We start from the raw sequence: 26,578 nt of genomic DNA on the forward strand, positions 1-26,578 counted from the left end.
CCCCGCGTTCGCGAGGATGGTCGGGTGAGCAGCCCCACCCTCGTCTGGTTCCGCGACGATCTGCGCCTGGCCGACAACCCGGCCCTGCGCGCGGCGATCGACCGCGGCGAACCGGTCGTGGGCGTCTACCTGCTGGACGAGGAGTCCCCCGGCGTCCGCGCGCTCGGCGGCGCCGCCCGCTGGTGGCTGCACCACTCGCTCGCCTCCCTCGGCGAGCGCCTGCGCGAACGCGGCGGCTCCCTGGTGCTCCGCCGGGGCGCCGCCGCATCCGTCCTGCCCGAGCTGGTCTCGGATGCGGGCGCCGGCGCCGTCTTCTGGAACCGCCGCTACGGCGGCCCGGAACGCGAGATCGACGCCGGCCTCAAGCAGAGTCTGCGCGAAGGCGGGCTCGAGGTGCGTTCGTTCCAGGCGTCGCTCCTGTTCGAACCGTGGACGGTGCGCACCGGCTCCGACACGCACTTCTCCGTGTTCACGCCGTTCTGGCGCGCGTGCCTGCATCTTCCCGCCCCGCGAGCGCCATTGCCCGAGCCGCGCGAGATCGACGGGATGGGCAGGCCACCCGCATCCGATGCCCTCGAGGACTGGGAGCTGCTGCCGACCCGCCCCGACTGGGCCGGGGGCCTGCGCGAGACGTGGGAGCCCGGAGAGCCGGCCGCCCGCGCGCGCCTCAGGCACTTCCTGAAGGACGACCTTCCGGGCTACGGCACCGCGCGCGACGAGCCCGCCGCGGGCGTCACCTCACAGCTGTCCCCGCGCCTGCGCTGGGGCGAGCTGAGCCCGTTCACCGTCTGGCATGACACGCTCGCGACCGGCGCGGATGCGGGACGCTTCCTCTCCGAGCTGGGCTGGCGCGAGTTCGCGTGGCACACCCTGTTCCACTTCCCCGATCTCGCCCGGAAGAATCTGCGTCCGGCGTTCGACGCCTTCCCGTGGCCCCGACTGCAGCCCTCGCACCTCGATGCGTGGCAACGGGGACGCACCGGCGTCCCCCTGGTGGACGCGGGGATGCGGGAGCTCTGGCACACCGGCATCATGCACAACCGCGTGCGGATGGTCACGGCCTCGTATCTGATCAAGAACCTCATGATCGACTGGCGCCGCGGCGAGCAGTGGTTCTGGGACACCCTCGTCGACGCGGATGCGGCCTCCAACCCCTTCAACTGGCAGTGGGTGGCGGGCTCGGGCGCCGATGCAGCACCGTACTTCCGGATTTTCAACCCCCAGACACAAGCCGAGAAGTTCGACAAGGATGGTCTCTACGTCTCGCAGTGGGCTCCGGATTCCGCATCCCTGGACCCGCTCGTCGACTTGGGGGCATCGCGCAAACGCGCGCTGGACGCGTACGAGGACGTCAAAGCTGCCGCGCGCTGAGCGCTCCTGGAAGGACCCCCACATGCCCCGAACCGCCCACCGACTCCTGCTGCCGCTCGTGGCCGCCACCGCACTCGCACTGGCCGGGTGCGCGGCAGCCGGTCCCGATGTCTCTCCCGTCGAGGTCGGAGACGCTCCGACGGAAGCGACCGCCCCCGGCACCACGCTGTCGGTCGGCGACACCGCCTGGGTGAAGGTGCCCGCCGCCAGCGGCGACACGGAGCTCGTGGGCGCGACGGTGCTCTCGATGGATCCCATGGATCCCGAGAGCATCGACGGATTCGAAGACAAGGCGGAGCTGAGCAGCCGGCATCCGTTCGCGATCGTGGTCCAGTACACGTGGACGCCGGTGAGCGAGTACGACAGCACGACGCGGAGCGTCCCCCTCATCCCGATCGAGGCGGACGGCTCGTTCGCCGGCTGGCTCGCCAACGACATCGGAAACGTCGGCATGGGCGACGCGGACGCGTGCGGCCTGTCCCTTCCGGAGCCGAAGGACGGGACCGCCCTGGAATGCTGGGTGGCCCTGACGACGGGACCGGACCTGGGCGGGGTCGAGTTCAACGGCACCAGCCGCAACGACACCTTCCCGGACGAGGACCACCCCTACGCCGGGCAACCCGTCACCTGGAAGCCCTGACACCGGGCTGTCTCCGGCGCGCCGCGGAATGCGGGAGCCCGCCGCGGGGTTGCCCTCGGGGATGAGCATCACCGTTTCCGTCCTCGACCTCGTCCCCGTGCGCACCGGCCAGACCAGCGCTCAGGCCGTCGCCGCATCCCTCGACCTCGCTGACCGCGCCGACGAGCTGGGCATCGGCCGCTACTGGTTCGCCGAGCACCACAACATGCCCGCGGTGGCATCGACCAGCCCGCCCGTGCTGATCGCGGCCGCTGCCGCACGCACGAAGCGGATGCGGGTGGGCTCAGGCGGCGTGATGCTCCCCAACCACTCGCCCCTCATCGTGGCCGAGCAGTTCGCCGCTCTCGAGGCGCTGGCGCCGGGGCGTATCGACCTCGGCATCGGCCGCGCCCCCGGCAGCGACCCGGTCATCACGCAGCTGCTGCGCCGCAGCGGCACCACGAGCGATGTGGAACAGTTCCCGCAGCACATCTCCGACATCCTCTCGCTCACCAGCGACGCGGGGGCCACGGTGCGCTTCACCTCCGGCGATAGCTACAGCGTGCACGCGACGCCCGCCGCCACGACCCTTCCCGAGGTGTGGTTGCTCGGGTCGAGCGACTACTCCGCGCAGCTGGCCGCCGCATCCGGCCTGCCCTACGTCTTCGCGAACCACTTCGCCGGCGACGGACTCGAGCGCGCGCTCACGCTCTACCGCGACCAGTACCGCCCTTCCGAGGCCCACCCGAGCCCGCGCACCTTCGTCACGGCCAACGCGGTCGTGGCACCGACGGAGGCCGAGGCGTGGGAGCGTGCGCTGCCGCAGGTGCGCATGATGTCCCGCATCCGCTCCGGACGCCCGCTCGTGCCGATGGAGACCGTCGAGCAGGCGCGGGATGCGGAGGCGCACGACAACCTCGCCGCGCACATCATCGACAACGCCCGCCGCACGTGGTTCGTCGGGGCACCGGAGCAGGCCGCGGATGCCCTCCGCGCGTTCTCAGCACGCTACGGCGTGGACGAGATCATGGTCTCCCCCGTCGCCGGCGCCTACGACGCGGAGCCCCTGGACACCGCGGGCGGCCGCATCCAGACGCTCGAGCTGCTGACGCCGCTGCTCGCCGCCTGAGGCGGACTCTCCTCTCCTCGCGCCCGCCCGCCTGCCGCCCCGCCTTCGCCCGCTTGCCGCCCCGGCTTCGCCCGTCCGCCCTGGCTTCGCCTGTCACAGATCGAGCTCATCGGCCCGGTTTGTGACAGGCGGGCGGCCCATCACCCCGCTCGCCTGTCGCAGATCGACGCCCGTGGCTCGATCTGTGGCAGGCGAGCGCGCCGGACGGGAGCGTCCCGCAGGCGGGCGCGCCGGGGCGGGCATGCCGGACGGGAGGACGCGGGGGTGCCGGATGCGGGCGGGTCAGGCCTCGGGCTCGCCGCTGACGAGCGCGCGCAACCAGTCCCGGGCCTCGACGAACACGTCGTCCGAGTACCGCTCCGGGTAACGATTGATCGCGCGGTCGGCGCGCGGGTACGAGCCGAGGAAGATCACCTTCGGGCTGAAGCGGCGCAGCCCCATGAGGGCGTCGGCCACACGCTCGTCGAGGACGTGGCCGTCGGCGTCGATCACGAAGCGGTAGCGGCCGAGGGCGTCGCCGATCGGACGGGATGCGAGCAGCGAGAGGTTGATCCCGCGGGTCGCGAACTGCTCCAGCATCTCCATGAGCGCACCGGGGTACTCCTCCGGCAGCTCCACGATGAGCGAGGTCTTGTCGGCTCCGGTGGGTGCCGGCGGCGCCACGGTACGCGCCACGAGCACGAAGCGGGTGACGGCGTCCTTCTTGTCCCCCACGCCCTCGGCCAGCAGGTCGAGCTCGTGGTGCTCGAGGATCCCGGGAGGGGCGATGGCCGCATCCGCGTCGCTGGTCCCGTCGAGCAGACCGAGGGCCGCGGCGACGTTGCTGGATGCGGGCAGGTGCGCGTGTGCGGGAAGCTCCCGACTCAGCCACTGCAGGCACTGCGCGTAGGCGACGGGATGCGCGGCCACGAGCGAGACGTCCTCGAGGCGCTGCCCGGGTCGGCCGACCAGCACGAAGCTGACCGGAACGAGGTACTCGCCGATGATGCGCAACCCCGGCATCGTGGCCAGCGCGTCCTGTGCCGTGGAGACGCCGCCGTCGACGGAGTTCTCGATCGCGATCATCGCCGCATCCGATCGCCCCTCGACGACATCCGCGAGCGCCTCTCCCACATTGCGCACCGAACGCCAGATCTGGCCGCGCGCCTCGGGCACCTGCGCGAGGGCCGCCTCCGTAAAGGTGCCGGCCGGACCCAGATAGCTGTAGGTACGACGGGCGACGGATGCGGTGCTCACGGGCACTCAGCCTAGACCGCGCGCGACGGCCTCCGGTGAACACCGGAAACGACGCGCTGCGCGCGCGGGGAGTGACGACACCCTGCCGGCACGGCAGACTAGGGGCATGAGCCGTGCCGGACAGCCTGCTGAGCCTTCTGATCTGATCGACATCGACGAGCTGATCGCCGCCTACTACGACCTGAAGCCCGACGCTTCCGTGCCCGGGCAGCGGGTCGTGTTCGGCACGAGCGGACACCGCGGATCGAGCCTGTCGACCAGCTTCAACGAGAACCACATCCTCGCCACGACCCAGGCGATCGTCGACTACCGGGCTGGCCAGGGCATCACCGGCCCGCTCTTCCTCGGCCGCGACACGCACGGCCTGTCGCTCCCGGCCGAGCGCACGGCCATCGAGGTGCTCGTCGCCAACGGCGTGGACGTGCGGGTCGACGCCCGCGACTCGTGGGTTCCCACCCCCGCCCTCAGCCACGCGATCCTCACCTACAACCGCGACCGCGCCGCCGACGACACGGGCCGCGCGGACGGCATCGTCGTGACGCCGTCGCACAACCCGCCGCGCGACGGCGGCTTCAAGTACAACCCGCCCCACGGGGGCCCTGCCGACACCGACGCGACCTCGTGGATCGCCGACCGCGCCAACGAGCTCATCGCGACGGGCCTGACGGACGTGAAGCGCACCCCCTATGCCGACATCGACGGCGACACCCTCGCGCAGTACGACTTCCGCGAGGCGTACGTACGCGACCTCGACGCGATCATCGACATCGAGGCGATCAAGAAGGCCGGCATCCGCATCGGCGCCGACCCTCTGGGCGGCGCCTCCGTGGACTACTGGGCGCTGATCGCCGAGCACTACGGCCTCGACCTCACCGTCGTGAATCCCGACGTCGACCCGACGTGGAAGTTCATGACCCTCGACTGGGACGAGAAGATCCGCATGGATCCGTCCTCTCCCAACGCCATGGCAGCGCTCGTCGCCCGCCGCGACGAGTACGACATCCTCACCGGAAACGACGCGGATGCGGATCGCCACGGCATCGTCACTCCGGATGCGGGCCTCATGAACCCGAACCACTACCTGGCGGTCGCGATCGACTACCTCTTCTCGCACCGACCCGGCCTGGCCCGCCGAGGCCGCCGTCGGCAAGACCCTCGTGTCGTCGATGATCATCGACCGCGTCGTCGAGGCGCTCGGACGCACGCTGTACGAGGTCCCGGTCGGCTTCAAGTGGTTCGTCCCCGGTCTCCTGGACGGATCGGTCGCGTTCGGCGGCGAGGAGTCCGCCGGCGCTTCCTTCCTCCGTCAGGACGGCACCGTCTGGACCACCGACAAGGACGGCATCCTGCTCTGCCTGCTCGCCGCGGAGATCCTCGCGGTGACCGGCAAGACCCCCTCGCAGCGCTACGCGGAACTCGAGGACACCTACGGCGCGTCCGTCTACCAGCGCGTCGACGCCCCGGCGACCCCGGAGCAGAAGGCTGCGCTCGCGAAGCTGTCGCCGGATGCGGTCACCGCCACCGAGCTCGCAGGCGAGCCCATCACCGCCAAGCTCTCGCACGCCCCCGGCAACGGCGCGGCGATCGGCGGGCTCAAGGTCGTGACGGCGGACGCCTGGTTCGCCGCGCGCCCCTCCGGCACCGAGGACGTCTACAAGCTGTACGCGGAGTCGCTGCGCGGCGAAGCCCACCTGCACGACGTGCAGGACGAGGCCCGGGCCGTCGTGTCCGAGGCCCTCTCCGGCGCCTGATCCTCGGCGGGCGCCCCGCATCCGGGAGTCGTCGTTGTGGGCTCGCGTCCCTTCTCTCCGCGAGACTGCATCTCCTTCACGAGATGACTGTGTTTACCCGTGATCTCGTCACGAAGATGCAGTCTCGCGGTCTTGGTGCGCGTGGAAAGGAGCGAGCCCAGCAGCAGCGCCCCGAGGGCGAACGGCAGCTACCGTGACCGGCGTGACGTTCGCCACCCGCGTGGACGCGAGCGTCCACCGCTGGTTGCCGCCGTTGTTCGAGGTCCACGTGCCGACCGCCGCGCCGTCGGCCGTGCCCTGTCCTTTCACGTCGAGCACCCGTTCGGCAGACGCGCTCAGCAGCGAAAACGTGCGCCCGTCTGTCGTGGACGGGATCCACTGGAGCGCCGGATCGGATGCGGCGGCCGCCGCATCCGCCGACGCGAGCGTCGTGCTCGTGCCGTTCACCGCGAAGAAGCGCCCGTCGCCCGCCTCGAGGGCGATGCGGTGTCGGTTCGTTCCCTCGCCCGAGATCGAGTGCACGGTCCACGCCTGCGCGGGGGCGGCATCCGCGGTCGTCGCACCGGTGCGGATCGCGAGGCCGTTGGGGTCGGGCGCGAGGGCATTGCCGCTCTGAACGCCGAAGAGCTGGTACGTCTCGCCGTCTTCGAAGACGGCCGCATCCGCCGCGACGCCCGAGACACCCGACACGACGAGCGTCGTGACCGACTTCGCCGGCAGCGTCAGGGTCGCGGACTTGGACGCTGCGTCGACCGGAACGGCGGCGCCCGCCAGGAGCGCGTGGTCGGTGACGTCATCGGCCGATGACTCTGTCGTCACGATCGGGGTGACCGTCGCGCCGGGAGCGATGTTCGCGAAGCGGTACAGGTCGACCTGCACCGAACGCGCGGACGCCTCGGAGTTGATGTGCACCAGGGTCACGCCGTCAGCCTTCGGCCGTGAGGGCCGCGGTGGTCTGCGTGTCGTCGGTGGGGATGAGCCGGTCGCCGGGCTCGATGTAGTGCGTGAAGTTGCGCACCGTGTTGAACTTCGAGTTCGTCAGCACCTGGCACGACGGGCCAGCGTCGTTCGGGGGCTCGCCACTCTCCGCGAGACTGCATCTCCGTCACGAGATCACGGTTGTTACCCGTGATCTCGTGCTCGAAATGCAGTCTCGCGGAGGGATGGGGGTTCCCAGCCCGTGCGGCGGGAGGAGGCGCGGGGCGCGCGGGGTCAGCGGATGCGGGGGCCCGAGCTCGCACGCACGACGAGCTCGGTCGGCACGAGCGTGCGGTCGTCCACGCTCTCACCCTCGATCTCGGCGAGCAGCGCCCGGATGGCGCCGGAGCCCAGGCGATCGAAATGCTGACGCACGGTCGTGAGCGGCGGCCAGTAGTTCGCCGAGTCGGGCATGTCGTCAAAGCCCACGACGCTGACGTCGTCGGGCACCGCGCGACCGGCCTCGTGCAGGGCACGCACGAGCCCGAGCGCCATCTGGTCATTGGAGACGAACACCGCGGTGACCGACGCGTCCTGCGCGAGCCGCACGCCGATCTCGTAACCCGAGTCAGCCGTCCAGTCGCCCACCTCGACCGCGGGCACAGCTGCGCCCCGGCGCTCGAGGGTCTCACGCCAGGCGTCGCGCCGGCGCTCGGCCGCGTACGACTCGAGAGGGCCCGACACGTGCCACACGGTCTCGTGCCCGAGATCCAGCAGGTGCTCCGTGGCCAGGCGAGCACCCTGCGCCTGATCGTTGTCGACGACCGGGTAGGCGTATGCCGCGTGCGAGTCGAGGACCACGACCGGCAGTCCCGTCGGCAGCGCGATCTCCGACTCGTCGAGACGGTGCGACTCGATGAGGATGATGACGCCGTCCACGGCCTGCTCCCGCAGCCCGCACGAACGCGCCGGAGACGTCGGACTGCGACGCCGTCTCGACCGTGATGAGCGTCAGCGAGTATCCGGCGGATGCGGCGACGGAGGCGACCGCATCCAGGGTCCGCGTGTTGCCGTAACTGGAGAGCGAGAACATGATCACGCCGATGGAGCGGAACTTGCCCGAGCGCAGCGCGCGGGCGGCGCTGTTGGGCCGGTACCCCAGCTCGTCCATGGCGGCCAGGACGCGGGCGCGGGTGTCGGGATCGACATTCGCCCGCCCGTTCGCGACGCGTGACACGGTCTGGCCGGAGACGCCGGCGAGAGCAGCCACGTCGGCCATCGAGGTCTCGCGTCGGCGCGCACGAGGTTCGCCCGGTGTTGCTGCCGTGACGTGGCCCATGCCCGGATCCTCCTCGATGTTGACGTTGACATGTTAGCGAGAGCGGAGTTATGTTTACGTCAACATACCGCGGAACCCGAATTCTGCGGAGCATTGCGTTCACAGAAGAGGCATCGGACGATGACGACCACAGCGGCTCCCCCACCCGCGCTCCGCACACCCAAGCGGCGGCGTTTCGCGGTCGACCAGAAGGGCTGGTTGTTCGTCGCCCCCTTCGCGATCGTGTTCGCACTCGTGTTCCTGGCACCGCTCGTCTACTCGCTGTATCTCAGCTTCTTCCGCGAGCAGATCGTGGGCGGCAACGCGTTCGTCGGACTCGACAACTACTTCACCGCGTTCACCGACACCAAGCTGTGGGACGGCTTCCTGCGCGTGCTGCTGTTCCTGATCATCCAGGTTCCGATCATGCTCGTGCTGGCGCTCGCCGCCGCCCTGGCGATCGACAGCGCCCGACTGCACGCCTCCGGCTTCTACCGGATCGTGATCTTCCTGCCGTACGCGGTGCCGGCCGTCGTCGCGGTCCTCATGTGGGGCTACATCTACGGCGACCAGTTCGGTCTCGCCGGCAACATCAACGACCTGTTCGGCGCCCAGATCATCACGCCCTTCGTGCCCGAATGGATGATGGTCTCGATCGGCAACATCGTGACCTGGCAGTTCGTCGGCTACAACATGCTGATCTTCTACTCGTCGCTCAAGACCATCCCCGGAGAGCTGTACGAGGCCGCATCCCTCGACGGCGCCGGAACCTGGCGCACGATCTTCTCGATCAAGCTGCCGGCGCTGCGCGGCTCGATCGTCATCGCCACGATCTTCTCGATCATCGGCAGCTTCCAGCTCTTCAACGAGCCGAACATCCTCAAGCCCCTGGCCCCCAACACGATCACGACGTTCTACACGCCCAACATGTACGCGTACAACCTGTCGTTCGCCGGCCAGCAGTACAACTACGCCGCCACCGTCGCGATCATCATGGGCCTCATCACCGCGATCGTCGCCTACGTCGTGCAGCTGCGCGGATCCCGTCAGGAGATGCGATGACCGCCCCCGCCTTCGCCCGTACCTCGCCGTTCATGCGGCGGAAGTCGCTCATCCTCACCATCGTGATGAGCCTGTTCATCCTCTACACGCTGCTGCCGCTGTTCTGGCTGCTGATCAACGCGACGAAGGAGCAGGGCGACCTGTTCACGACCTTCGGACTCTGGTTCGGCAATGGGTTCCACCTGTGGGACAACATCGTGGAGACCTTCACCTACCGCGACGGGATCTTCCTGCGGTGGCTCGGCAACACCCTGCTCTACGTCGTGGTCGGTGCCGGTGGTGCGACGCTGCTCGCGACTCTCGCCGGCTACGGCCTGGCGAAGTACAACTTCCGCGGCCGCAAGGCGGTCTTCGCGGTCGTCATCGGCGCGGTGGCCGTGCCCGGCACGGCCCTCGCCGTCCCCACCTTCCTCATGTTCAGCCAGATGGGTCTGACCAACACCCCGTGGTCGATCATCATCCCCTCGCTCATCAGCCCGTTCGGCCTCTACCTCATGTGGGTGTTCGCCAGCGACGCGGTGCCCACCGAGCTGCTGGAGGCGGCCCGTATGGACGGCGCCGGCGAGTTCCGCACCTTCTTCACGATCTCGGTGAAGCTGCTGACCCCCGGCATCGTCACGGTCGTGCTCTTCACGGTCGTCGCCACCTGGAACAACTACTTCCTGCCCCTGATCATGCTGAGCGACCCCGCCTGGTACCCGCTCACGGTCGGTCTCAACCAGTGGAACGCGCAGGCGACGGGTGCCGCCGCCGAGCCGATCTACAACCTCGTGATCACGGGCTCGCTCCTGTCGATCATCCCCATCGTCGTCGCCTTCCTCATGCTGCAGCGGTTCTGGCAGTCGGGGCTGAGCGCCGGAAGCGTCAAGCAGTGACGAGGGGCACTGTCTGACACCCGATTCCCCCTCACCACCGGCGCGTCCTGCTCCGGCATCCACAACAACGAAGTGAAGGAAAGTCCCATGTCACACATGCGCAAGGGTTCGGTGCTGCGTCGCGCCGCATCCGTCGTGGCCATGACCACCATCGCGGGCATCGCGCTGGCTGCCTGCGCCGGCGGCGGCGGTGCAGCCTCCGGCGGCGGGAGCGCCGACGACCTCGACAAGGCCCTCGAGGCCGGCGGCGAGATCACGTACTGGTCGTGGACGCCCTCCGCCGAGGACCAGGCGGCCGCGTTCATGAAGAAGTACCCGAACGTCAAGGTGAACGTCGTCAACGCCGGCACCAACAAGGACGAGTACACGAAGCTGCAGAACGCGATCAAGGCCGGCTCCGGCGCCCCCGACGTCGTGCAGATCGAGTACTACGCCATGCCGCAGTTCGCCCTCACCGACGGCCTGCTCGACCTCGCGCCGTACGGCTTCGGCGACCTCGAGAACGACTACACCGCCTCGACGTGGGGCTCGGTCGACTTCGACGGCAAGATCTACGGTCTGCCGCAGGACTCCGGCCCCATGGCCATGTTCTACAACAAGGCCGTCTTCGACCAGTACGGCCTGACCGTTCCCACCACCTGGGACGAGTACATCGAGACTGCGAAGAAGCTCACCGCGGCCGACCCGACCAAGAAGATCACGAACGACACCGGCGACGCCGGCTTCGCGACCTCGATGATCTGGCAGGCCGGCGGTCAGCCGTTCAAGGTCGACGGCACGAACGTGACCATCGACCTCAACGATGAGGGCTCGCAGCTGTGGGCGAACACCTGGAACCAGCTCGTCGACCAGAACCTGCTCTCGGACGCCTCCAGCTGGAGCGACGAGTGGTTCAAGGGCCTCGGTGACGGCTCGATCGCCACGCTGATCATCGGCGCTTGGATGCCCGGCAACCTCGAGTCCTCGGTGCCCAGCGCCGCGGGCAACTGGCGCGTCGCGCCCATGCCGACCTACGACGGCACCCCCGTGTCGGCCGAGAACGGCGGCGGCGGCCAGGCGGTCACCAAGCAGAGCAAGAACCCGGCGCTGGCCGCGGCCTTCCTCAAGTGGCTGAACAACGACCAGGAGAGCATCGACATCTTCGCGAAGTCGGGCGGATTCCCCTCCACCACGGCCGACCTGCAGTCGGACGCCTTCCTGAACGCCGAGAGCGACTACTTCGGCGGACAGCAGATCAACCAGGTGCTCGTGCAGGCCGCATCCGACGTGCGCAAGGGATGGCAGTACCTGCCCTTCCAGGTCTACGCGAACAGCATCTTCAGCGACACCGTCGGCCAGTCCTACGCCAACAAGAGCGACCTCAACGAGGGCCTCATGACCTGGCAGGACCAGCTCGTCAGCTACGGCAACGAGCAGGGCTTCAGCGTCAACAAGTAATCACCGACGAGGGGTGGGTCGCATCGCTTGCCGATCCGACCCACCCCTTGCCGCATCCCCGACCGGAAAGCGATCATGACCTCCGCCACCCGCATCGCCGTCGCGACGAACGCCGACGGCCCTGCTGTCCCCCGCCGCATCTTCGGCACCTTCGTCGAGCACATGGGCCGCTGCGTGTACGACGGCATCCACGAGAGCGCGCACCCCACCGCCGACGCGAACGGCTTCCGTGCCGACGTGCTCGAGCTCGTGCGCGAGCTGGGCGCGCGACCGTCGTGCGCTACCCGGGTGGCAACTTCGTCTCGGGCTACCGCTGGGAGGACGGCGTCGGACCCCGCGAGGAGCGTCCCGTGCGCCTGGATGCGGCCTGGCACTCCACCGAGACCAACCAGGTCGGCCTGCACGAGTTCGCCGACTGGGCGGAGTCCGCCGGCCTCGAGCTCATGGAGGCGGTGAACCTCGGCACGCGCGGCGTCGCCGAGGCGGCCGACCTGCTCGAGTACACGAACCACCCCGGCGGCACCGCCCTCAGCGAGCGCCGCCGCCAGAACGGCCGCGACGAGCCCTTCAACATCCGCCTGTGGTGCCTCGGCAACGAGATGGACGGGCCGTGGCAGATCGGCCACAAGACGGCCGACGAGTACGGCCGCCTCGCCGCCGAGAGCGCACGCCTCATGCGCTTCATCGACCCCGACATCGAACTGGTCGCCGCAGGCAGCTCCAACCACGAGATGCCGACCTTCGGCGAGTGGGAGCGCACCGTGCTGCGCCACACCGCGGAACTCATCGACCACATCTCCGTGCACGCCTACTACGAGGAGACGCCGGGCGACCCGGCCAGCTTCCTCGCCTCGGGCGCCGCCCTCAGCCGCTACCTCGACGACGTCGCGGCGATCATCGACGAGGTACGCGCCGAGACCGGCTCGACCCGCGAGATCGGCATCAGCGTCGACGAGTGGAACGTCTGGAACCAGACGCGCTGGAACGAGGTCGACAAGCCGCGCGTGTTCACCGGCGACTGGCCCGTCGCCCCGCGCCTCATCGAGGACGACTACACCGTCACCGACGCGGTCGTCGTGGGCTCCCTGCTCATCACCCTGCTGCGCCACGCGGACCGGGTCTCGATGGCCAACCTCGCCCAGCTCGTGAACGTCATCGCCCCCATCCGCACCGAGCCCGGCGGCCCCGCCTGGCGGCAGACGACCTTCTTCCCGTTCCAGCTGACGGCGGCCGCGGCGCACGGCACCGTGGTCGTCCCGACCGTCGAGAGCGCATCGATCGAGACCGCCAAGCACGGCGCCGTCGCGGCCGTGGATGCGGTCGCCACCGTGAACGGCGACGAGATCGTCGCCTTCGCCGCCCACCGCGAGCTGGACGAGGCCACCGAGGTCGTGATCGAGCTCGACCGCGAGATCGCCGCGGCCGACGCGCTCGTGGTCACCGTGCCCGAAGGCGGCGACCGCCACACCGTCAACTCCGCCGAGGCGCAGCCCGTCGCACCCGCATCCCTCACGGCGGTCGTCGACGGCACCCGCGTGCGTCTCACCCTCCCCCCGCTGTCCTGGGCGCGCATCACGCTGCGCGCAGCCCGCTGATCGAAACGAAAGACACCGTGAGCACCTTCACCGTCGGCGAGACCGACTTCCTGCTGGACGGCGAGCCGCACCGCATCCTCTCCGGCGCGCTCCACTACTTCCGCATCCACCCCGACCACTGGGCCGACCGCATCCGCAAGGCGCGTCTGATGGGTCTGAACACGATCGAGACCTACGTCGCATGGAACGCCCACGAGCCCGTGCGCGGGCAGTGGGACGCGACGGGCTGGAACGACCTCGGACGCTTCCTCGACCTCGTCGCCGCCGAGGGGATGCACGCGATCGTGCGCCCGGGCCCGTACATCTGCGCCGAGTGGCACAACGGCGGACTGCCCGTCTGGCTCACCCGGACGCCGGGCATCGGTCTGCGCCGCTCGGAGCCGCAGTACGTCGAGGCCGTCAGCGAGTACCTGCGGCGCGTGTACGAGATCGTCGTGCCGCGTCAGATCGACCGCGGCGGCAACGTCGTGCTCGTGCAGATCGAGAACGAGTACGGCGCCTACGGCTCCGACAAGGAGTACCTGCGCATCCTCACCGACCTCACGCGCGAGGCGGGCATCACGGTGCCGCTGACCACCGTCGACCAGCCCGAACCGTGGATGCTGGAAAACGGCAGCCTTCCGGAGCTGCACCTCACCGGCTCGTTCGGCTCGCGCGCCACCGAGCGCCTCGCCACCCTGCGCGAGCACCAGGCGACGGGCCCGCTCATGTGCTCCGAGTTCTGGGACGGCTGGTTCGACTGGTGGGGCGGGGTGCACCACACCACCAGCGCCGCCGCATCCGCCGCGGAGCTCGACGCGCTGCTGGCCGCGGGCGCATCCGTGAACATCTACATGCTGCACGGTGGCACCAACTTCGGCACCACGAACGGCGCCAACGACAAGGGCCGCTACGCGCCGATCGTGACCTCGTACGACTACGACGCCCCGCTGGACGAGTCCGGCTACGCGACCGAGAAGTTCCACGCGTTCCGCGAGGTGCTCGCCAAGTACACCGACGTCCCGGCCGAGACGGTGCCCTCGCGTCCGGCGGCCCTCGAGCTGTCCGTCGCGCTCACCGCGACCGGCGACTGGCTCCCCGCATCCGCCGGGCCCACCAGCACCGAGCCCTGCACGTTCGAGGACCTCGGACAACTCGGACCGCTCGTCCGCTACGACGTCGAGCTTCCCGCGGCGGCCTTCGGAGACGACGACGCGGCCGTGCTCGCGTTCGCCGAGGTGCGCGACCTCGCCTGGGTGTCGGTCGACGGCGTCGCCGTCGGACGGCTCTCACGGGCACTGCACGAGCGCACTCTGACGATTCCCCGCGGCGCACACCTCACCGTGCTCGTGGAGGACCAGGGCCGTGTCAACTACGACCACCGCCTCGGCGAGACCAAGGGACTCATCGCGCCGGTGACCCTCGGCGGAAGCGCATTGACCGGGTGGACGGGCACGCTCGTCGACGTGGAGCGCATCGCCGCGAGCATCGGAGCCGCCGCATCCGGATCCATCGCCGGGCGCACGGCGCTGCGCGGCGCGTTCACTCTCGAGACCCCCGCCGACCTGTACCTGGACACCGCATCCTGGGGCAAGGGCTTCGCGTTCGTGAACGGCTTCTTCCTGGGTCGCTACTGGGTCAACGGCCCGCAGCGCACGCTCTACGTGCCTGCGCCGGCGACCCGCGAGGGCGAGAACGAGATCGTTGTGCTCGAGCTCGAGCAGGTCGCGAAGGCCGTGGCGGCGTTCGTGGCCGAGCCCGACCTCGGCCACCGTGAAGAGTGAGCGCCCGACTCGGGCAGGATGGATGACATGACCTGGCTTGTGACCGGCGGTGCCGGATACATCGGCGCGCACGTGGTGCGCGCGCTCACTGCGGCGGGCCTGGCCCCCGTCGTGCTCGACGACCTCTCCAGCGGTCACGCCGCGTTCGTGCCAGAGGACGTCCCCTTCGTCCGCGGCTCGATCCTGCAGCGCGACCTCGTGGAGCAGACCCTGCGCCAGTACGAGGTGACCGGCGTCATCCACGTCGCCGGATACAAGTACGCCGGCGTCTCGGTGAAGCGTCCGCTGCACACGTACGAGCAGAACGTCGAGGGCACGCGCGTCGTGCTCGCCGCGATGGCGGCAGCGGGCGTCGACAAGCTCGTGTTCTCCTCCAGCGCCGCCGTCTACGGCACCCCCGACGTGCCGCTCGTCGTCGAGGACCTGCCGAAGCGCCCGGCGTCGCCGTACGGCGAGTCGAAGCTGATCGGCGAGTGGCTCATCCGCGACCAGGCCGTCGCGACGGCCGACGAGGATGCACCGCTGCGGCACACCTCGCTGCGGTACTTCAACGTCGTCGGCTCGGGCGACCCCGAGGTCTACGACACCAGCCCGCACAACCTCTTCCCCATCGTGTTCGAGAAGCTGATCGCGGGCGAGACCCCGCAGATCAACGGCGACGACTACGACACGGAGGACGGCACAAACGTGCGCGACTACGTGCACGTCGCCGACATCGCCGCCGCCCACGCCGTCGCCGCCCGCCGCCTCGCCGCGGGCGAACCGCTCGAGGCCGCGTACAACCTCGGGTCGCAGAACGGCCTGTCGGTGCGCCAGATCATGGACGCGATGGCCCGCGTGACGGGCATCGACTTCACGCCCGTCGTCGGCCCGCGCCGCGCCGGCGACCCCGACCGCATCGTCGCCACGGGCGAGCTCGCCGCACGCGACCTCGAGTGGGCGAACCGTTACTCGGTCGACGAGATGGTGCGTTCGGGCTGGGAGGCCCGCCGCCGGGCCTGACCTGCGTCCCTGAAGCGGGCGTTCGCCGCCGCATCCCTCCGGATCGCGGCCGCGGGCGCCCGCTTCCGGTTTCCGCGTGCCGGGACGGGCACCTGGTGTACCCGGTCCCGCCCCGCGGCGCCCCGATCACCCGTCCCGGCACCATCCGGCCGACCTGGGGCGCGCCTCAACTCCTGCACAACCCGCCCCGGGCCCCGCATCCGCACCCCGCGGGCCCGATCTGCAGGAGTTCGGGCACGGATGCGGCCCGCACCACCAGCTCGGCCGGGACAGGTCCCCGGCCGGCACTGCAGAGCCAGACCCCACCGATCCGGCGCCCCGACCACCCGTCCCAGCACATTCCGGCCAAGCTGGGGCGCGCCCCAACTCCTGCAAAACCAGCCCCGGGCCCCCGCAACACATACCGCCGGCCGGTTCTGCAGGAGTTCGGGCACGGATGCGGCTCAGGCACCATCCCCGGCAGGCACCACCCCGGCAGGCCCCACCAGCCCGGCCGGGACAGGCCCCCGGCCGGCACCGCAGAGCCAGACCCCACCGATCCGGCGCCCCGACCACCCGTCCCAGCACCTTCCGGCCGAGCTGGGGCGCGCCCCAACTCCTGCAGAACCCGCCCCGGGCCCCCGCATCCGCACGCCACAAGCCCGATCTGCAGGAGTTCGGGCACGCATGCGGCCCACACCGCACGCCCGAGTCCCGCGCGTCAGGCGGAGTCGCGCCAGACGACGGGGGCGTCGAGGAGGATGCCGGTGCGCACACTCTGATCGCCGTCGAGCTGTGCGAGCACGGCTGCGGCGGCCGCGGCGCCCAGCCCCTCGGCAGGCTGGTGCACGGTGGACAGCTGCGGCGACGTGCGGGTCGCCCAGGCGCTGTCGTCGAAGCCGACGACCCCGACGTCCTCAGGGACTCTCCGCCCCGCCGCCCGCAAGGCCTGCATCGCGCCGGCCGCGACGGCATCGGATGCGGCGAACACGCCATCGAGGTCAGGGGCGCGCTCGAGCAGCCGCGCCATGCCTGCGGCACCGTCGGCGAAGGCGTACAGGTCGACGGGTTCCACCAGTGCGGGGTCGAACGCATCGCCCAGCGCCGCGCGAAACCCCGCGAGGCGGTCGCTGCCCGAGTCGCGGTCGAGGGCCGCGGCGATCATGCCGATCCGGCGGCGACCCGTCTCGCGGAGTCGGGTGACGACGGCCTCGGCCGCGCCGCGGTTGTCGATGCCGACCCAGGCGCCGCTGATCCCGGGCGGGTGGCCGACGAAGGCGACGGGAAGGCGGAGCCGCTCGACCACATCGGAGATGGGGTCCTGATGCCGGGCTGACACGATCACGGCACCGTCGACGAATCCGCCCGACAGGTACCGGGCGACCCGGTCGGTGTCGCGCGCGGTGTCCACGACGACGCACACCATCTGGTAGTCCGCCTGCGACAGCGTCGTGTTGGCCCCCAGCATGATGCCGCCGATGTTGGGGTCCTCGAGGAACAGCGAGTGCGGCTCGTGCACGATGAAGCCGACCGCCTGCGTGCGCTGGCGCACGAGGTTGCGCGCGGCGGTGTTCGGCACGTAGCCGACCTCGCTGATGGCGCGGTGGATCGCCTCGCGCGCCTGCTCCGACACGTACCCGCCGTTGAGCACACGGCTGACCGTGCCCCGCGACACCCCGGCGGCGCGCGCCACGTCGTGCACCGTGGAGCGGCGGGGTCCGGATGGGGATGCGGTCATGGGCGCCAGCCTATCGGCGCGGCTCCGCTTGACGGATGCGGCGAACCGTGACAATCTGTGCACGTTCACAGATTCTCTTCCGAGATTCTTCGCACGCAAATGTGTGCACGTTCACAGCTACGCAAAGGAGCGCCACGGGATGCCCGACGCCGCCCATCTCGCCACCCTCGCCGCAGACGGCATCGTCTTCGGCAGCGACTACAACCCCGAGCAGTGGGACCGGTCGGTGTGGGAAGAGGACGTCCGCCTGATGAACGAGGCCGGCGTCAGCCTCGTGGCCATCAACGTCTTCGGCTGGTCGGACATCAACCCCGCTCCGGGCGAGTGGGACTTCACCGCCCTCGACGACATCATCGAGCTGTTGCACGCGCACGGCATCCGCGTGAACCTCGGCACCGGCACCGCGTCGCCGCCGCCGTGGCTGAGCCGCATCCATCCCGAGATCCTCCCGGTTTCCGAGGACGGTGTGCGCGCGTGGCCGGGCGGGCGTCAGGCCTACTGCCCCAGCTCCCCCGTCTTCCGCTCCTACGCCGCCGAGGTCGTCACCCGGGTCGCCGAGCGCTACGGGAGCCACCCGGCCGTCGCCCTGTGGCACGTGTCGAACGAACTCGGCTGCCACAACGCGCTGTGCTTCTGCGACGCGAGCGCCGAGGCCTTCCGCGGCTGGCTGCAGCGCCGCTACGAGACGATCGAGGCGCTCAACGACGCGTGGGGCACTGCGTTCTGGAGCCAGCGCTACGGCACCTGGGACGACGTCCTGCCCCCGCGCCGCGCCCTGTCGCTGCGCAACCCCGGCCAGATGCTCGACTTCCACCGTTTCAGCTCCGACGAGCAGCTCGGTCTCTACCGCGCGGAGGCCGCCATCATCCGCGCGGCGAGCGCGGTGCCGGTGACCACCAACTTCATGGTGACGGCCCACATCCGCAACCTCGACTACTGGTCGTGGGCGGGCGAGATGGACGTCATCGCCAACGACCACTACCTCGACAACCGCCTTCCGGTTCCCCGCGCGGAGCTGTCGTTCGCGGCGGATCTGACCCGCGGACTCGCCCAGGGTGAGCCGTGGCTGCTCATGGAGACGTCGACCGGTGCGGTCAACTGGCAGCCGTACAACCTCGCGAAGAGCGACGGCGAGCTCTTGCGCAACGTGGTCACGCACGTCGCACGCGGCGCCGACGGCATCTGCTTCTTCCAGTGGCGCGCCTCGGCCCAGGGCGCGGAGAAGTACCACTCCGCGCTCGTCCCGCACGCCGGCACCGACACCGCGGCCTGGCAGCGCGTGCTCGAGCTCGGCCGCACCCTGCGCGCGCTCGCCCCCGTGGTGGGAACGCGCGTCCACGCGCAGGCCGCTCTGCTCTTCAGCTGGGAGAGCTGGTGGGCCGCGGAGGGCGAGGGGCGCCCGAGCGAGGCGCTCGCCTACCTCGAGCAGGTCCACGCCGCGCACGCCGCGCTCACCGCGGCGGGCCTCACGGTCGACATCATCCGCCCCGGAGCATCTCTCGATGACCACACGCTCGTCGTCGTCCCGGCCCTGCACCTCGTGCGGGATGCGGATGCCTCCGTCATCGCCGAGCGTGCCGCATCCGGCGCCGCGGTGCTCATCACGTTCTTCAGCGGCACGGTCGACGAGCGAGACGCCGTTCGCCTGGGCGGCTACCCCGGCGCGTTCCGCGACCTGCTCGGCGTCGGCGCGGAGGAGTTCGCCCCGCTCGAACCCGGGCACACGGTCCGCCTCGGATCCGGCGCCGTCGGAAGCGTCTGGACCGAACGGATGCGGGCGATCGACGCGGAGGTCGTCGACACGTTCGTCGACGGTCCCGCGGGCGGCATGCCCGCCCTCACCCGTCGCACCGTCGGAGCGGGCTCCGCCTGGTATCTCGCCACCCAGCCGGACGCGTCCTCCTACGCCGCGCTCGTCTCGCGGATGGCGGCCGAGGCCGGGCTGGAGGCCGACGCCTCGCGCATCCCCGGCGTCGAGGTCGTCCGCCGGCGGGGCGAGCAGGGCTCGTATCTGTTCGTCATCAACGACTCAGAGAACGAGGTCGCCGTCGACGCCCGCGGCCGTGACCTGCTCACCGACCAGCCGGTCGACGGCACCGCGGTCGTGTCCGCCGGCGCCGTCCGGATCATCGAGGAGTCCCTGTGACCATCACCGAAGCGCCCGCGCGGCCCCGGACGCGGGTGCCGCACAAAGCGGCGATCGCGTTCCTGCTGGTGCCGTTCGGCATCCTGTTCACCCTGTTCTACGTCGCGCCGATCCTCTTCGCGATCGTGCAGTCGACACTCGTCGTGCGCCGCGAGGGCACCTTCGGAAAGGCCGAACAGGTCTTCGGCGGATTCGCGCAGTACGTGCTCGTCTTCCAGAACGAGGCATTCTGGAGCTCGGTCGGGCGGATGCTGCTGTTCGGCGTCGTGCAGGTGCCTGTCATGCTCGGCCTCGCACTGCTGTTCGCACTGCTGCTGGACTCACCGCTGGTCAAGGGCAAGCGCTTCTTCCGCCTCGCGTTCTTCGTGCCGTACGCGGTGCCCGGCGTGATCGCAGCGATCATGTGGGGCTCGCTGTTCTCGCCGAATCTGTCGCCGTTCACCGCACTGACGAAGAACGTCGACTTCCTCGGCGCCGATCTCGTGCTGTGGTCCATCGCGAACGTCGTGACCTGGGTCTACGTGGGCTACAACATGCTGATCATCTACTCGTCGCTGCTGTCCATCCCGACCGAGATCTACGAGGCGGCGCGCCTGGACGGGGCAGGGCAGTTCCGCATCGCCTGGTCGATCAAGATCCCCCTCGTCCGGCCCGCGATCGTGATGACCGCGATCTTCTCGATCATCGGCACGCTGCAGCTGCTGGCGGAGCCGCAGGTGTTCCGCTCCTTCAGCTCGGCGGTCACCAGCACCTACACCCCCAACATGACGGTCTACGCGACCGCATCCATCCCCAACCCGAACCTCGCGGCCGCGTTCTCGGTCGTGCTGGCCGTGACCACGTTCGTGCTCTCGTTCGGATTCATGAAGTACATGCAGCGGAAGGGCAACGCATGAGCGCCACCGTCGCCACCCGCCGGAGCACCGGCGCCACCCGTCGCGTGCGCGAGCCCCTGGTTTCGCGCGGCTCGGCGATGCTCATCATGGCCGTGTTCACGGTTTACTTCCTGCTGCCGCTGTGGTGGCTGCTCGTGGCGTCCAGCAAGGACACCGGCGACATCCTCACGACCAACCCGCTGTGGTTCGCCGACTTCCGGCTGTTCGCGAACATCGGTGATCTGTTCGCGTACCGCGACGGCATCTACCTGCGCTGGCTCGGCAACTCGCTGCTGTACGCCGGCCTCGGCGGTGCGATCGCGACGCTGCTGGCGGCGATGGCGGGCTACGCCCTGGCGAAGTACCGCTTCCCGGGGCGGGAGTTCCTCTTCAACGTCGTCCTCGGCGGCGTGCTCGTGCCCGCAACTGCGCTCGCTCTGCCGCTGTTCCTGATCTTCAGCCAGGTGCAGCTGACGAACACGTTCTGGGCGGTGTTCCTCCCGTCGCTCGTGAGTCCGTTCGGGGTCTACCTCGCGCGTATCTTCGCCGCATCCTCCGTGCCGGACGAGCTCCTGGAAGCCGCGCGTCTGGACGGCTCGGGCGAGATCCGCACCTTCTTCACCGTCAGCATGCGACTGATGACGCCGGCGCTCGTGACGATGTTCCTCTTCCAGTTCGTGGCCATCTGGAACAACTTCTTCCTGCCGCTGATCATGCTGCGCAGCGAAGAGCTCTTCCCGGTCGTCTACGGCCTGTTCGGCTGGAACAACCAGCTGAACCAGCTGCCCGAGTTGCGCGGGCTCGTCCTCATCGGTGCCTTGCTGTCGGTGATCCCCCTGATCGTCACGTTCCTGCTGCTGCAGCGCTTCTGGCGCGGCGGGCTCGGCGCGGGCGCCATCAAGTGATCTGAGACTCCGGGCGGAAGGAACCGCCCGGCCCTCGTCCGTCGGAAAGGCCCGAAGGACGCACCACCAAGAAAGGGATGGAAATGCAGCACCCCAGAAAGAAGGCCGTCGCAGCTCTCGCGCTGTCGGCATTCCTGCTCGCCGGCTGCGCCGCGGGCGGTGACCAGGGCAGCGACGCCGCTGCCGGCGACTGCGCACCGGCCGACGGTCCGGTCACGCTCGAGTTCACCTCGTGGATCCCCGGCATCGAGGATGTCGTGAAGATCTGGAACGACGAGAACCCCGACATCCAGGTCAAGGTGCAGACCGGCCCCAACGGCAACAGCGGCACCTACCAGAACTTCTTCAACCAGATCGCGGCCGGCAACGCACCTGACCTCGGCCAGATCGAGTACGACGCGCTCCCCAACTTCCTCGTGCAGGACGGCGTCGAGAACATCGCGAACTGCGGCGACGTCAGCTCCGCCAAGGACCAGTTCGTCGGCTGGGCGTGGAGCCAGGTGGCACTGGACGGCGGGGTCTACGGCATCCCGCAGGACATCGGCCCCATGGGCCTCTTCTACCGTTCCGACCTGTTCGCGGCCAACAACATCCCCGTGCCGACGACCTGGGACGAGTACAAGGATGCGGCGAAGAAGATCCGCGCTCTCGGCGGGTACATCACGAACTTCTCGCAGTCCGACATCAACCAGTTCGCGGGCTTCGTCTGGCAGGCCGGCGGGCAGTGGTTCGACAACGGCTCCGACGGCTGGAAGGTCTCGCTGACGGACGACGCCTCGACCAAGGTCGCCGACTACTGGCAGGACCTCATCAAGGAGGACCTCGTCAGCACCTACCCCGCGTGGACCGACGAGTGGAACAACGCGTACAACTCGAGCCAGGTCTGGACCTGGAACTCTGCGGTCTGGGGCGCCAACTCGATCTCGAGCGGCGCACCGGACACGTCCGGCAAGTGGTCCGTCGCACAGATGCCGCAGTGGAAGTCCGGCGACGCCGTCTCCGGAAACTGGGGCGGATCCTCGATCGCCGTGCTCAAGGGCAGCGAGCACCCCTACGAGGCGTCGAAGTTCGCGCTGTGGCTGAACACGTCCGATGAGGCGCTGACGGCGCTGAACAAGGCCGCCAACATCTACCCCGCGACCACCGAGGGCCTGAAGCTCCCGTCGCTGGCGGAGGGCGTCGACTTCTACGGCGGCCAGAAGATCTACGACGTGTTCGCCCAGGCGGCCACCGAGGTCACCCCCGACTTCGTGTGGGGTCCGACCATGACGCAGACCTACGCCGACGTCTCCGACGGCTTCAAGGCCGCCGTGTCCGGCTCGGGAACGCTCGCCGACGCGCTGAAGAAGGGTCAGGACGCGACCATCAAGACGCTCGAGTCGCAGTCGATCCCGGTCCAGAAGTAACTCCGACCGTGATGCCCCGGAACCTTTCCGCGTCCCGGGGCATCACGCGTCTTCGGAACGCGTCAGGCGCTGTCGCGGACGACGAGGGTCGCGCCGATCGCCTGCGCGGATGCGGGCTCGTCCGTCTCGATCATGCGCACGAGCACCTCGACGGCGCGGGCGCCCAGCACGTCGAAGTCCTGCCGTACGGTGGTCAACGGCGGGCGGTACTCGGCGGCGTCCACGATGTCGTCGAAGCCGACGACGGCGACGTCCTCGGGCACACGTCGACCGGCGTCGGCCAGGGCACGCAGCAGCCCGAGGGCCATCTGGTCGTTCGCGACGAAGACGGCGGATGCGGCCGCGAAGGCGGCGCCGCGCTCGTACCCGGATCGGGAGGTCCAGTCGCCGCGCTCCGGCTCGGGCGCGTCGATGCCCGCCGCCGCGAGCTCCTCGCGCCACCCGCGCTCGCGCTCCGACGCCGCGAACGAGGTCACCGGGCCCGCGAGGTGATGCACCGTGCGGTGGCCGGCGTCCAGCAGATGTCGGGTCGCGAGCCGCGCACCGCCCGCGTGGTCGGTCTGCACGATCGTGAAGCGGTCGTCGGGCGGCGAGTCGACCACGACGAGGCGGAGCCCCGCGGGCGGCTCGGCGCCGCGGGCGAGTCGCGTCGCCTCGTTGAGGACGACGGCACCGTCGACACCCTGGTCGCGCAGCTGCGAGAAGGCCTCGGCGATGTCGCGGGTGCCGGCGACCGTGACGATCGCGAGCGCATAGTCGCGTTCGGCGGCGGCCTCCGCGATCGCCTGCAGCATCCGCGAGTTGCCGACGGAGGCGAGAGTGGAGACGACGAGGCCGATCGTGCGGGTCTGCCCCGTGCGGAGGGCGCGTGCCGCGCGATGCATCCGATAGCCCAGCACGCTCATGGCCGCCTCAACCCTGGCGCGGGTGGCCGGGTCGACGCGCGGGCTCTGATTCACCACCCGGGACACGGTCTGAGCGGACACGCCCGCGTGCGCGGCGACATCCGCCATCGATACTCGAACCATCGCGCCCCCGTCGTCATGTTGACGATATCACGCCCGAAATGTAGCGTGTTATCGTGAACACACCTCAGCAGGATGTCGCATTCCTCGGTGCGGGCGTCGTGAAGCGCCCCATACGCCTCGCCGACGGCCGCGAACTCATCTACTACGACGACCCCGACACGACACTCCCGCCCGAGCGCAGCATCGACGCGCGCGAGCTGGCACCGCGTCCCGAGACCGCGACGATGCGCCTCGATGTGCTGACCGGCGACTGGATCTCCATCGCCGCCAACCGTCAGAACCGCGCATTCCTGCCTCCGGCCGAGCTCGACCCGCTGGCCCCGCAGACGCCCTCGAACCCCTCGGAGATCCCGTCGCGCTACGACGTGGCGGTCTTCGAGAACAAGTCGCCCTCGTTCGGTCCCGCCCTCGCGGTGGCGACCGACGACGTCCCGGCGGCCGTCGACCCGCCGCAGGGCCTCGCCGACCTGGCCGAGTACGGACTCGGCCGCACCCGCACGTCCGTGGGGCGCACGGAGGTCGTGTGCTTCAGCCCCGAGCACGCGGGCTCCTTCGGCACCCAGACTGTCACCCGCGCGCGCACCGTGATCGAGGCCTGGGCGGATCGCACGGCGGCGCTGTCGGCGCTCCCCGGCATCCAGCAGGTCTTCCCGTTCGAGAACCGCGGGCAGGAGATCGGCGTGACCCTCCCGCATCCGCACGGCCAGATCTACGCCTATCCGTACGTCACCCCGCGCACGCAGCGGCTGCTGACCGCGCTCGAGCGCACCGGCGACGACCTCTTCGACCGCATCCTCGAGATGGAGTCGAAGAGCGAACGCATGATCCTCGTCGGCGAGCACTGGAGCGCGTTCGTGCCGTTCGCCGCGCGGTGGCCCCTGGAAGTGCACCTCGTGCCCCACCGCCACGTCGCCGACTTCGCCGAGACGAGCGACGCCGAGCGCGACGAGCTGGCACCGCTGTACCTGCGGTTGCTGCGAGGGGTCGATGCGCTCTACGACACGCCGACGCCCTATATCGCGGCCTGGCACCAGGCCCCCGTTCACACCGGCCGCGCCGGCGCTCGCCTGCACCTCGAACTGACCTCGCCGCGCCGCGCGGCCGACAAGCTGAAGTACCTCGCCGGGAGCGAGGCGGCCATGGGCGCCTGGATCGGCGACGTCCCGCCCGAGACCGCCGCCGCCCGCCTGCGCGAGGCCGTAGAAGGAGTATCGCTGTGACCCCGATGGATGCGGCCGCCGCCGCCCGCGACCTGTTCGTCGAACTGACCGGCCACGAGCCCATCGGCCACTGGTCGGCGCCGGGCCGGGTGAACCTGATCGGCGAGCACACCGACTACAACGACGGCTTCGTGCTGCCGTTCGCGATCGAGCACCGCACGCACGTGCAGCTGGGTCTGCGCGAGGACGGCCGCATCCGCGTCGTCTCGACGTTCGACCCGGTGCCCGTGGAGGTCGCGCTCGACCAGCTCGACGCGCTCTTCCCCGAGGGGCGCGACGACGTTCCCGAGTGGTCCACGTACCCGCTCGGCGTCGCGTGGGCGCTGTTGGCGGCGTCGGGCCGGGATGCCGCGAGCCTGACGGGCGTCGACATCGCGATCGCCTCCGACGTCCCGGTCGGGGCGGGATTGTCGTCCTCCGCAGCGATCGAGGGCGCGACCGCATCCGCTCTCAACGACGTGTGGGAGCTGGGACTGGACCGCGTCACCCTCGCCAAGGTCGGCCGCGTCGCCGAGAACGAGGCCGTCGGCGCCCCTACCGGAATCATGGACCAGATGGCCTCGATGCTCGGCGAGCAGGATGCGGCGATCTTCCTCGACTGCCGCACCGCTCGACACCACGGTCGTCGACCTCGGTTTCGCGACCGCGGGCCTCGAGCTGCTGGTCATGGACACGAACGTGAAGCACTCGCACTCGACCGGCGGCTACCGCGAGCGCCGCGCGTCGTGCGAGCTCGGCGCCTCCATCATGGGTGTCCCGGCCCTTCGCGACGTGCGCGTCGAGGACCTCGTAGGAGCACGAACGAAGACCGACGACGTGACGTTCCGTCGGATGCGGCACGTCGTGACCGAGGATCAGCGCGTGCTCGACACGGTTCGAACGCTCCGCGAACAGGGTCCGCGAGCCATCGGCGAGCTGCTGCTCGCCTCCCACGCATCCATGCGCGACGACTTCGAGATCTCGGTGCCCGAGCTCGACACCGCGGTCGAGGCGGCCATGGCAGCCGGTGCGATCGGCGCACGCATGACCGGCGGCGGCTTCGGCGGCGCGGCCATCGCGCTCGTCGATGCAGACCGGATCGATACGGTGTCGGATGCGGTGCGCCGAGCCTTCGCCGACGCCGGGTTCGCCGCGCCGACGATCTTCACCGTGATCCCGTCGGCCGGCGCGCACCGCGACGCCTGACCGGACCCCGCCGACCCACC

18 protein-coding genes and 4 pseudogenes are annotated in these 26,578 nt (G+C 70.0%); 16 read left to right on the forward strand and 6 right to left on the reverse strand.

The genetic code is table 11. The features are described from left to right. Window positions 1–24: 24 nt before the first annotated feature. The 3 genes from QE377_RS05085 (at window position 25) to QE377_RS05095 (ending at window position 3,119) form a co-directional block, all read left to right on the forward strand. Window positions 25–1,371: a deoxyribodipyrimidine photo-lyase gene (locus QE377_RS05085; protein WP_307320172.1), complete on the forward strand. Its 1,347-nt coding sequence runs from the start codon at window positions 25–27 to the stop codon at window positions 1,369–1,371. 22 nt (window positions 1,372–1,393) lie between these two features. Next, the gene (locus QE377_RS05090; RefSeq protein WP_307320174.1) at window positions 1,394–2,011 is read left to right on the forward strand and encodes a hypothetical protein; all 618 of its coding nucleotides are present in this window, start codon (window positions 1,394–1,396) and stop codon (window positions 2,009–2,011) included. Window positions 2,012–2,072: 61 nt separating this feature from the next. Continuing rightward, window positions 2,073–3,119: an LLM class flavin-dependent oxidoreductase gene (locus QE377_RS05095; RefSeq protein ID WP_307320177.1), complete on the forward strand. Its 1,047-nt coding sequence runs from the start codon at window positions 2,073–2,075 to the stop codon at window positions 3,117–3,119. A gap of 282 nt (window positions 3,120–3,401) precedes the next feature. Here QE377_RS05095 and pheA read toward each other — a convergent pair whose 3' ends face one another. After that, window positions 3,402–4,355 carry a prephenate dehydratase gene (pheA, locus tag QE377_RS05100; RefSeq protein WP_307320179.1) on the reverse strand — a complete coding sequence of 318 codons (954 nt, stop codon included), beginning with the start codon at window positions 4,353–4,355 and terminating at the stop codon, window positions 3,402–3,404. Window positions 4,356–4,461: 106 nt separating this feature from the next. Between pheA and pgm the strand changes: the two are divergent. Then, window positions 4,462–6,106, forward strand: a pseudogene (pgm, locus tag QE377_RS05105) (phosphoglucomutase (alpha-D-glucose-1,6-bisphosphate-dependent)). A gap of 108 nt (window positions 6,107–6,214) precedes the next feature. On the opposite strand, the gene QE377_RS05110 reads toward pgm, so the two are convergent. From QE377_RS05110 to QE377_RS05120, 3 genes and pseudogenes are all read right to left on the reverse strand, one after another. After that, window positions 6,215–7,027: an RICIN domain-containing protein gene (locus tag QE377_RS05110; RefSeq protein WP_307320181.1), complete on the reverse strand. Its 813-nt coding sequence runs from the start codon at window positions 7,025–7,027 to the stop codon at window positions 6,215–6,217. A gap of 291 nt (window positions 7,028–7,318) precedes the next feature. Next, window positions 7,319–7,963: a substrate-binding domain-containing protein gene (locus tag QE377_RS05115; RefSeq protein WP_307320183.1), complete on the reverse strand. Its 645-nt coding sequence runs from the start codon at window positions 7,961–7,963 to the stop codon at window positions 7,319–7,321. Between the two features lie 265 nt (window positions 7,964–8,228). After that, window positions 8,229–8,363, reverse strand: a pseudogene (locus QE377_RS05120) (LacI family DNA-binding transcriptional regulator); the annotation flags it as partial. 120 nt (window positions 8,364–8,483) lie between these two features. Here QE377_RS05120 and QE377_RS05125 point away from each other — a divergent pair. The 6 genes and pseudogenes from QE377_RS05125 (at window position 8,484) to galE (ending at window position 16,076) form a co-directional block, all read left to right on the forward strand. After that, the gene (locus tag QE377_RS05125; RefSeq protein WP_234073714.1) at window positions 8,484–9,404 is read left to right on the forward strand and encodes a carbohydrate ABC transporter permease; all 921 of its coding nucleotides are present in this window, start codon (window positions 8,484–8,486) and stop codon (window positions 9,402–9,404) included. After that, window positions 9,401–10,279: a carbohydrate ABC transporter permease gene (locus QE377_RS05130; RefSeq protein ID WP_192900654.1), complete on the forward strand. Its 879-nt coding sequence runs from the start codon at window positions 9,401–9,403 to the stop codon at window positions 10,277–10,279. Before QE377_RS05125 ends, QE377_RS05130 begins: the two co-directional genes overlap by 4 nt. Before the next feature lie 87 nt (window positions 10,280–10,366). Then, window positions 10,367–11,716 (forward strand): sugar ABC transporter substrate-binding protein, encoded by a 1,350-nt coding sequence (locus QE377_RS05135; RefSeq protein ID WP_307320187.1) that lies wholly within the window; start codon window positions 10,367–10,369, stop codon window positions 11,714–11,716. 75 nt (window positions 11,717–11,791) lie between these two features. Next, window positions 11,792–13,311: pseudogene (locus tag QE377_RS05140) on the forward strand (alpha-N-arabinofuranosidase). A gap of 17 nt (window positions 13,312–13,328) precedes the next feature. Beyond that, window positions 13,329–15,074, forward strand: coding sequence for a beta-galactosidase family protein (locus QE377_RS05145; protein ID WP_307320189.1), 1,746 nt, complete (start codon window positions 13,329–13,331; stop codon window positions 15,072–15,074). A gap of 27 nt (window positions 15,075–15,101) precedes the next feature. Beyond that, the gene (gene galE, locus QE377_RS05150) at window positions 15,102–16,076 is read left to right on the forward strand and encodes a UDP-glucose 4-epimerase GalE (RefSeq protein WP_307320191.1); all 975 of its coding nucleotides are present in this window, start codon (window positions 15,102–15,104) and stop codon (window positions 16,074–16,076) included. 700 nt (window positions 16,077–16,776) lie between these two features. On the opposite strand, the gene QE377_RS05155 is transcribed toward galE, so the two are convergent. Further along, window positions 16,777–17,793 (reverse strand): LacI family DNA-binding transcriptional regulator, encoded by a 1,017-nt coding sequence (locus QE377_RS05155; RefSeq protein WP_307320193.1) that lies wholly within the window; start codon window positions 17,791–17,793, stop codon window positions 16,777–16,779. Between the two features lie 139 nt (window positions 17,794–17,932). Here QE377_RS05155 and QE377_RS05160 point away from each other — a divergent pair, with 139 nt between their 5' ends. From QE377_RS05160 to QE377_RS05175, 4 genes are all read left to right on the forward strand, one after another. Next, complete coding sequence (locus QE377_RS05160) at window positions 17,933–19,939, forward strand: beta-galactosidase (protein ID WP_307320195.1); 2,007 nt, start codon at window positions 17,933–17,935, stop codon at window positions 19,937–19,939. Next, window positions 19,936–20,835 carry a carbohydrate ABC transporter permease gene (locus tag QE377_RS05165; protein WP_307320197.1) on the forward strand — a complete coding sequence of 300 codons (900 nt, stop codon included), beginning with the start codon at window positions 19,936–19,938 and terminating at the stop codon, window positions 20,833–20,835. Before QE377_RS05160 ends, QE377_RS05165 begins: the two co-directional genes overlap by 4 nt. Next, window positions 20,832–21,719 (forward strand): carbohydrate ABC transporter permease, encoded by an 888-nt coding sequence (locus QE377_RS05170; protein ID WP_307320198.1) that lies wholly within the window; start codon window positions 20,832–20,834, stop codon window positions 21,717–21,719. Before QE377_RS05165 ends, QE377_RS05170 begins: the two co-directional genes overlap by 4 nt. An 83-nt stretch (window positions 21,720–21,802) precedes the next feature. Continuing rightward, window positions 21,803–23,125 (forward strand): ABC transporter substrate-binding protein, encoded by a 1,323-nt coding sequence (locus tag QE377_RS05175; RefSeq protein ID WP_307320200.1) that lies wholly within the window; start codon window positions 21,803–21,805, stop codon window positions 23,123–23,125. 62 nt (window positions 23,126–23,187) lie between these two features. On the opposite strand, the gene QE377_RS05180 is transcribed toward QE377_RS05175, so the two are convergent. Next, entirely contained in the window at window positions 23,188–24,153 is a 966-nt protein-coding gene (locus QE377_RS05180; RefSeq protein ID WP_307320202.1) for a LacI family DNA-binding transcriptional regulator, read from the reverse strand. A 53-nt stretch (window positions 24,154–24,206) separates the two neighbouring features. Between QE377_RS05180 and galT the strand changes: the two genes are divergently transcribed. Then, window positions 24,207–25,373 (forward strand): galactose-1-phosphate uridylyltransferase, encoded by a 1,167-nt coding sequence (galT, locus tag QE377_RS05185; RefSeq protein WP_307320204.1) that lies wholly within the window; start codon window positions 24,207–24,209, stop codon window positions 25,371–25,373. A 5-nt stretch (window positions 25,374–25,378) separates the two neighbouring features. Then, window positions 25,379–26,558 (forward strand): annotated as a pseudogene (gene galK, locus QE377_RS05190) (galactokinase). The last annotated feature ends 20 nt before the right edge of the window (window positions 26,559–26,578 follow it).

Origin of the sequence: Microbacterium sp. SORGH_AS_0862 (assembly GCF_030818795.1) — a bacterium.
Taxonomy (GTDB): domain Bacteria; phylum Actinomycetota; class Actinomycetes; order Actinomycetales; family Microbacteriaceae; genus Microbacterium.

Coding starts and splice junctions, on each gene's coding strand:
- QE377_RS05090 (WP_307320174.1), top strand. CDS start 1,394: ATGCCCCGAACCGCCCACCGACTCCTGCTGCCGCTCGTGGCCGCCACC.
- QE377_RS05095 (WP_307320177.1), top strand. CDS start 2,073: ATGAGCATCACCGTTTCCGTCCTCGACCTCGTCCCCGTGCGCACCGGC.
- QE377_RS05125 (WP_234073714.1), top strand. CDS start 8,484: ATGACGACCACAGCGGCTCCCCCACCCGCGCTCCGCACACCCAAGCGG.
- QE377_RS05130 (WP_192900654.1), top strand. CDS start 9,401: ATGACCGCCCCCGCCTTCGCCCGTACCTCGCCGTTCATGCGGCGGAAG.
- QE377_RS05135 (WP_307320187.1), top strand. CDS start 10,367: ATGTCACACATGCGCAAGGGTTCGGTGCTGCGTCGCGCCGCATCCGTC.
- galE (WP_307320191.1), top strand. CDS start 15,102: ATGACCTGGCTTGTGACCGGCGGTGCCGGATACATCGGCGCGCACGTG.
- QE377_RS05155 (WP_307320193.1), bottom strand. CDS start 17,793: ATGACCGCATCCCCATCCGGACCCCGCCGCTCCACGGTGCACGACGTG.
- QE377_RS05160 (WP_307320195.1), top strand. CDS start 17,933: ATGCCCGACGCCGCCCATCTCGCCACCCTCGCCGCAGACGGCATCGTC.
- QE377_RS05170 (WP_307320198.1), top strand. CDS start 20,832: ATGAGCGCCACCGTCGCCACCCGCCGGAGCACCGGCGCCACCCGTCGC.
- QE377_RS05175 (WP_307320200.1), top strand. CDS start 21,803: ATGCAGCACCCCAGAAAGAAGGCCGTCGCAGCTCTCGCGCTGTCGGCA.
- QE377_RS05180 (WP_307320202.1), bottom strand. CDS start 24,153: ATGGTTCGAGTATCGATGGCGGATGTCGCCGCGCACGCGGGCGTGTCC.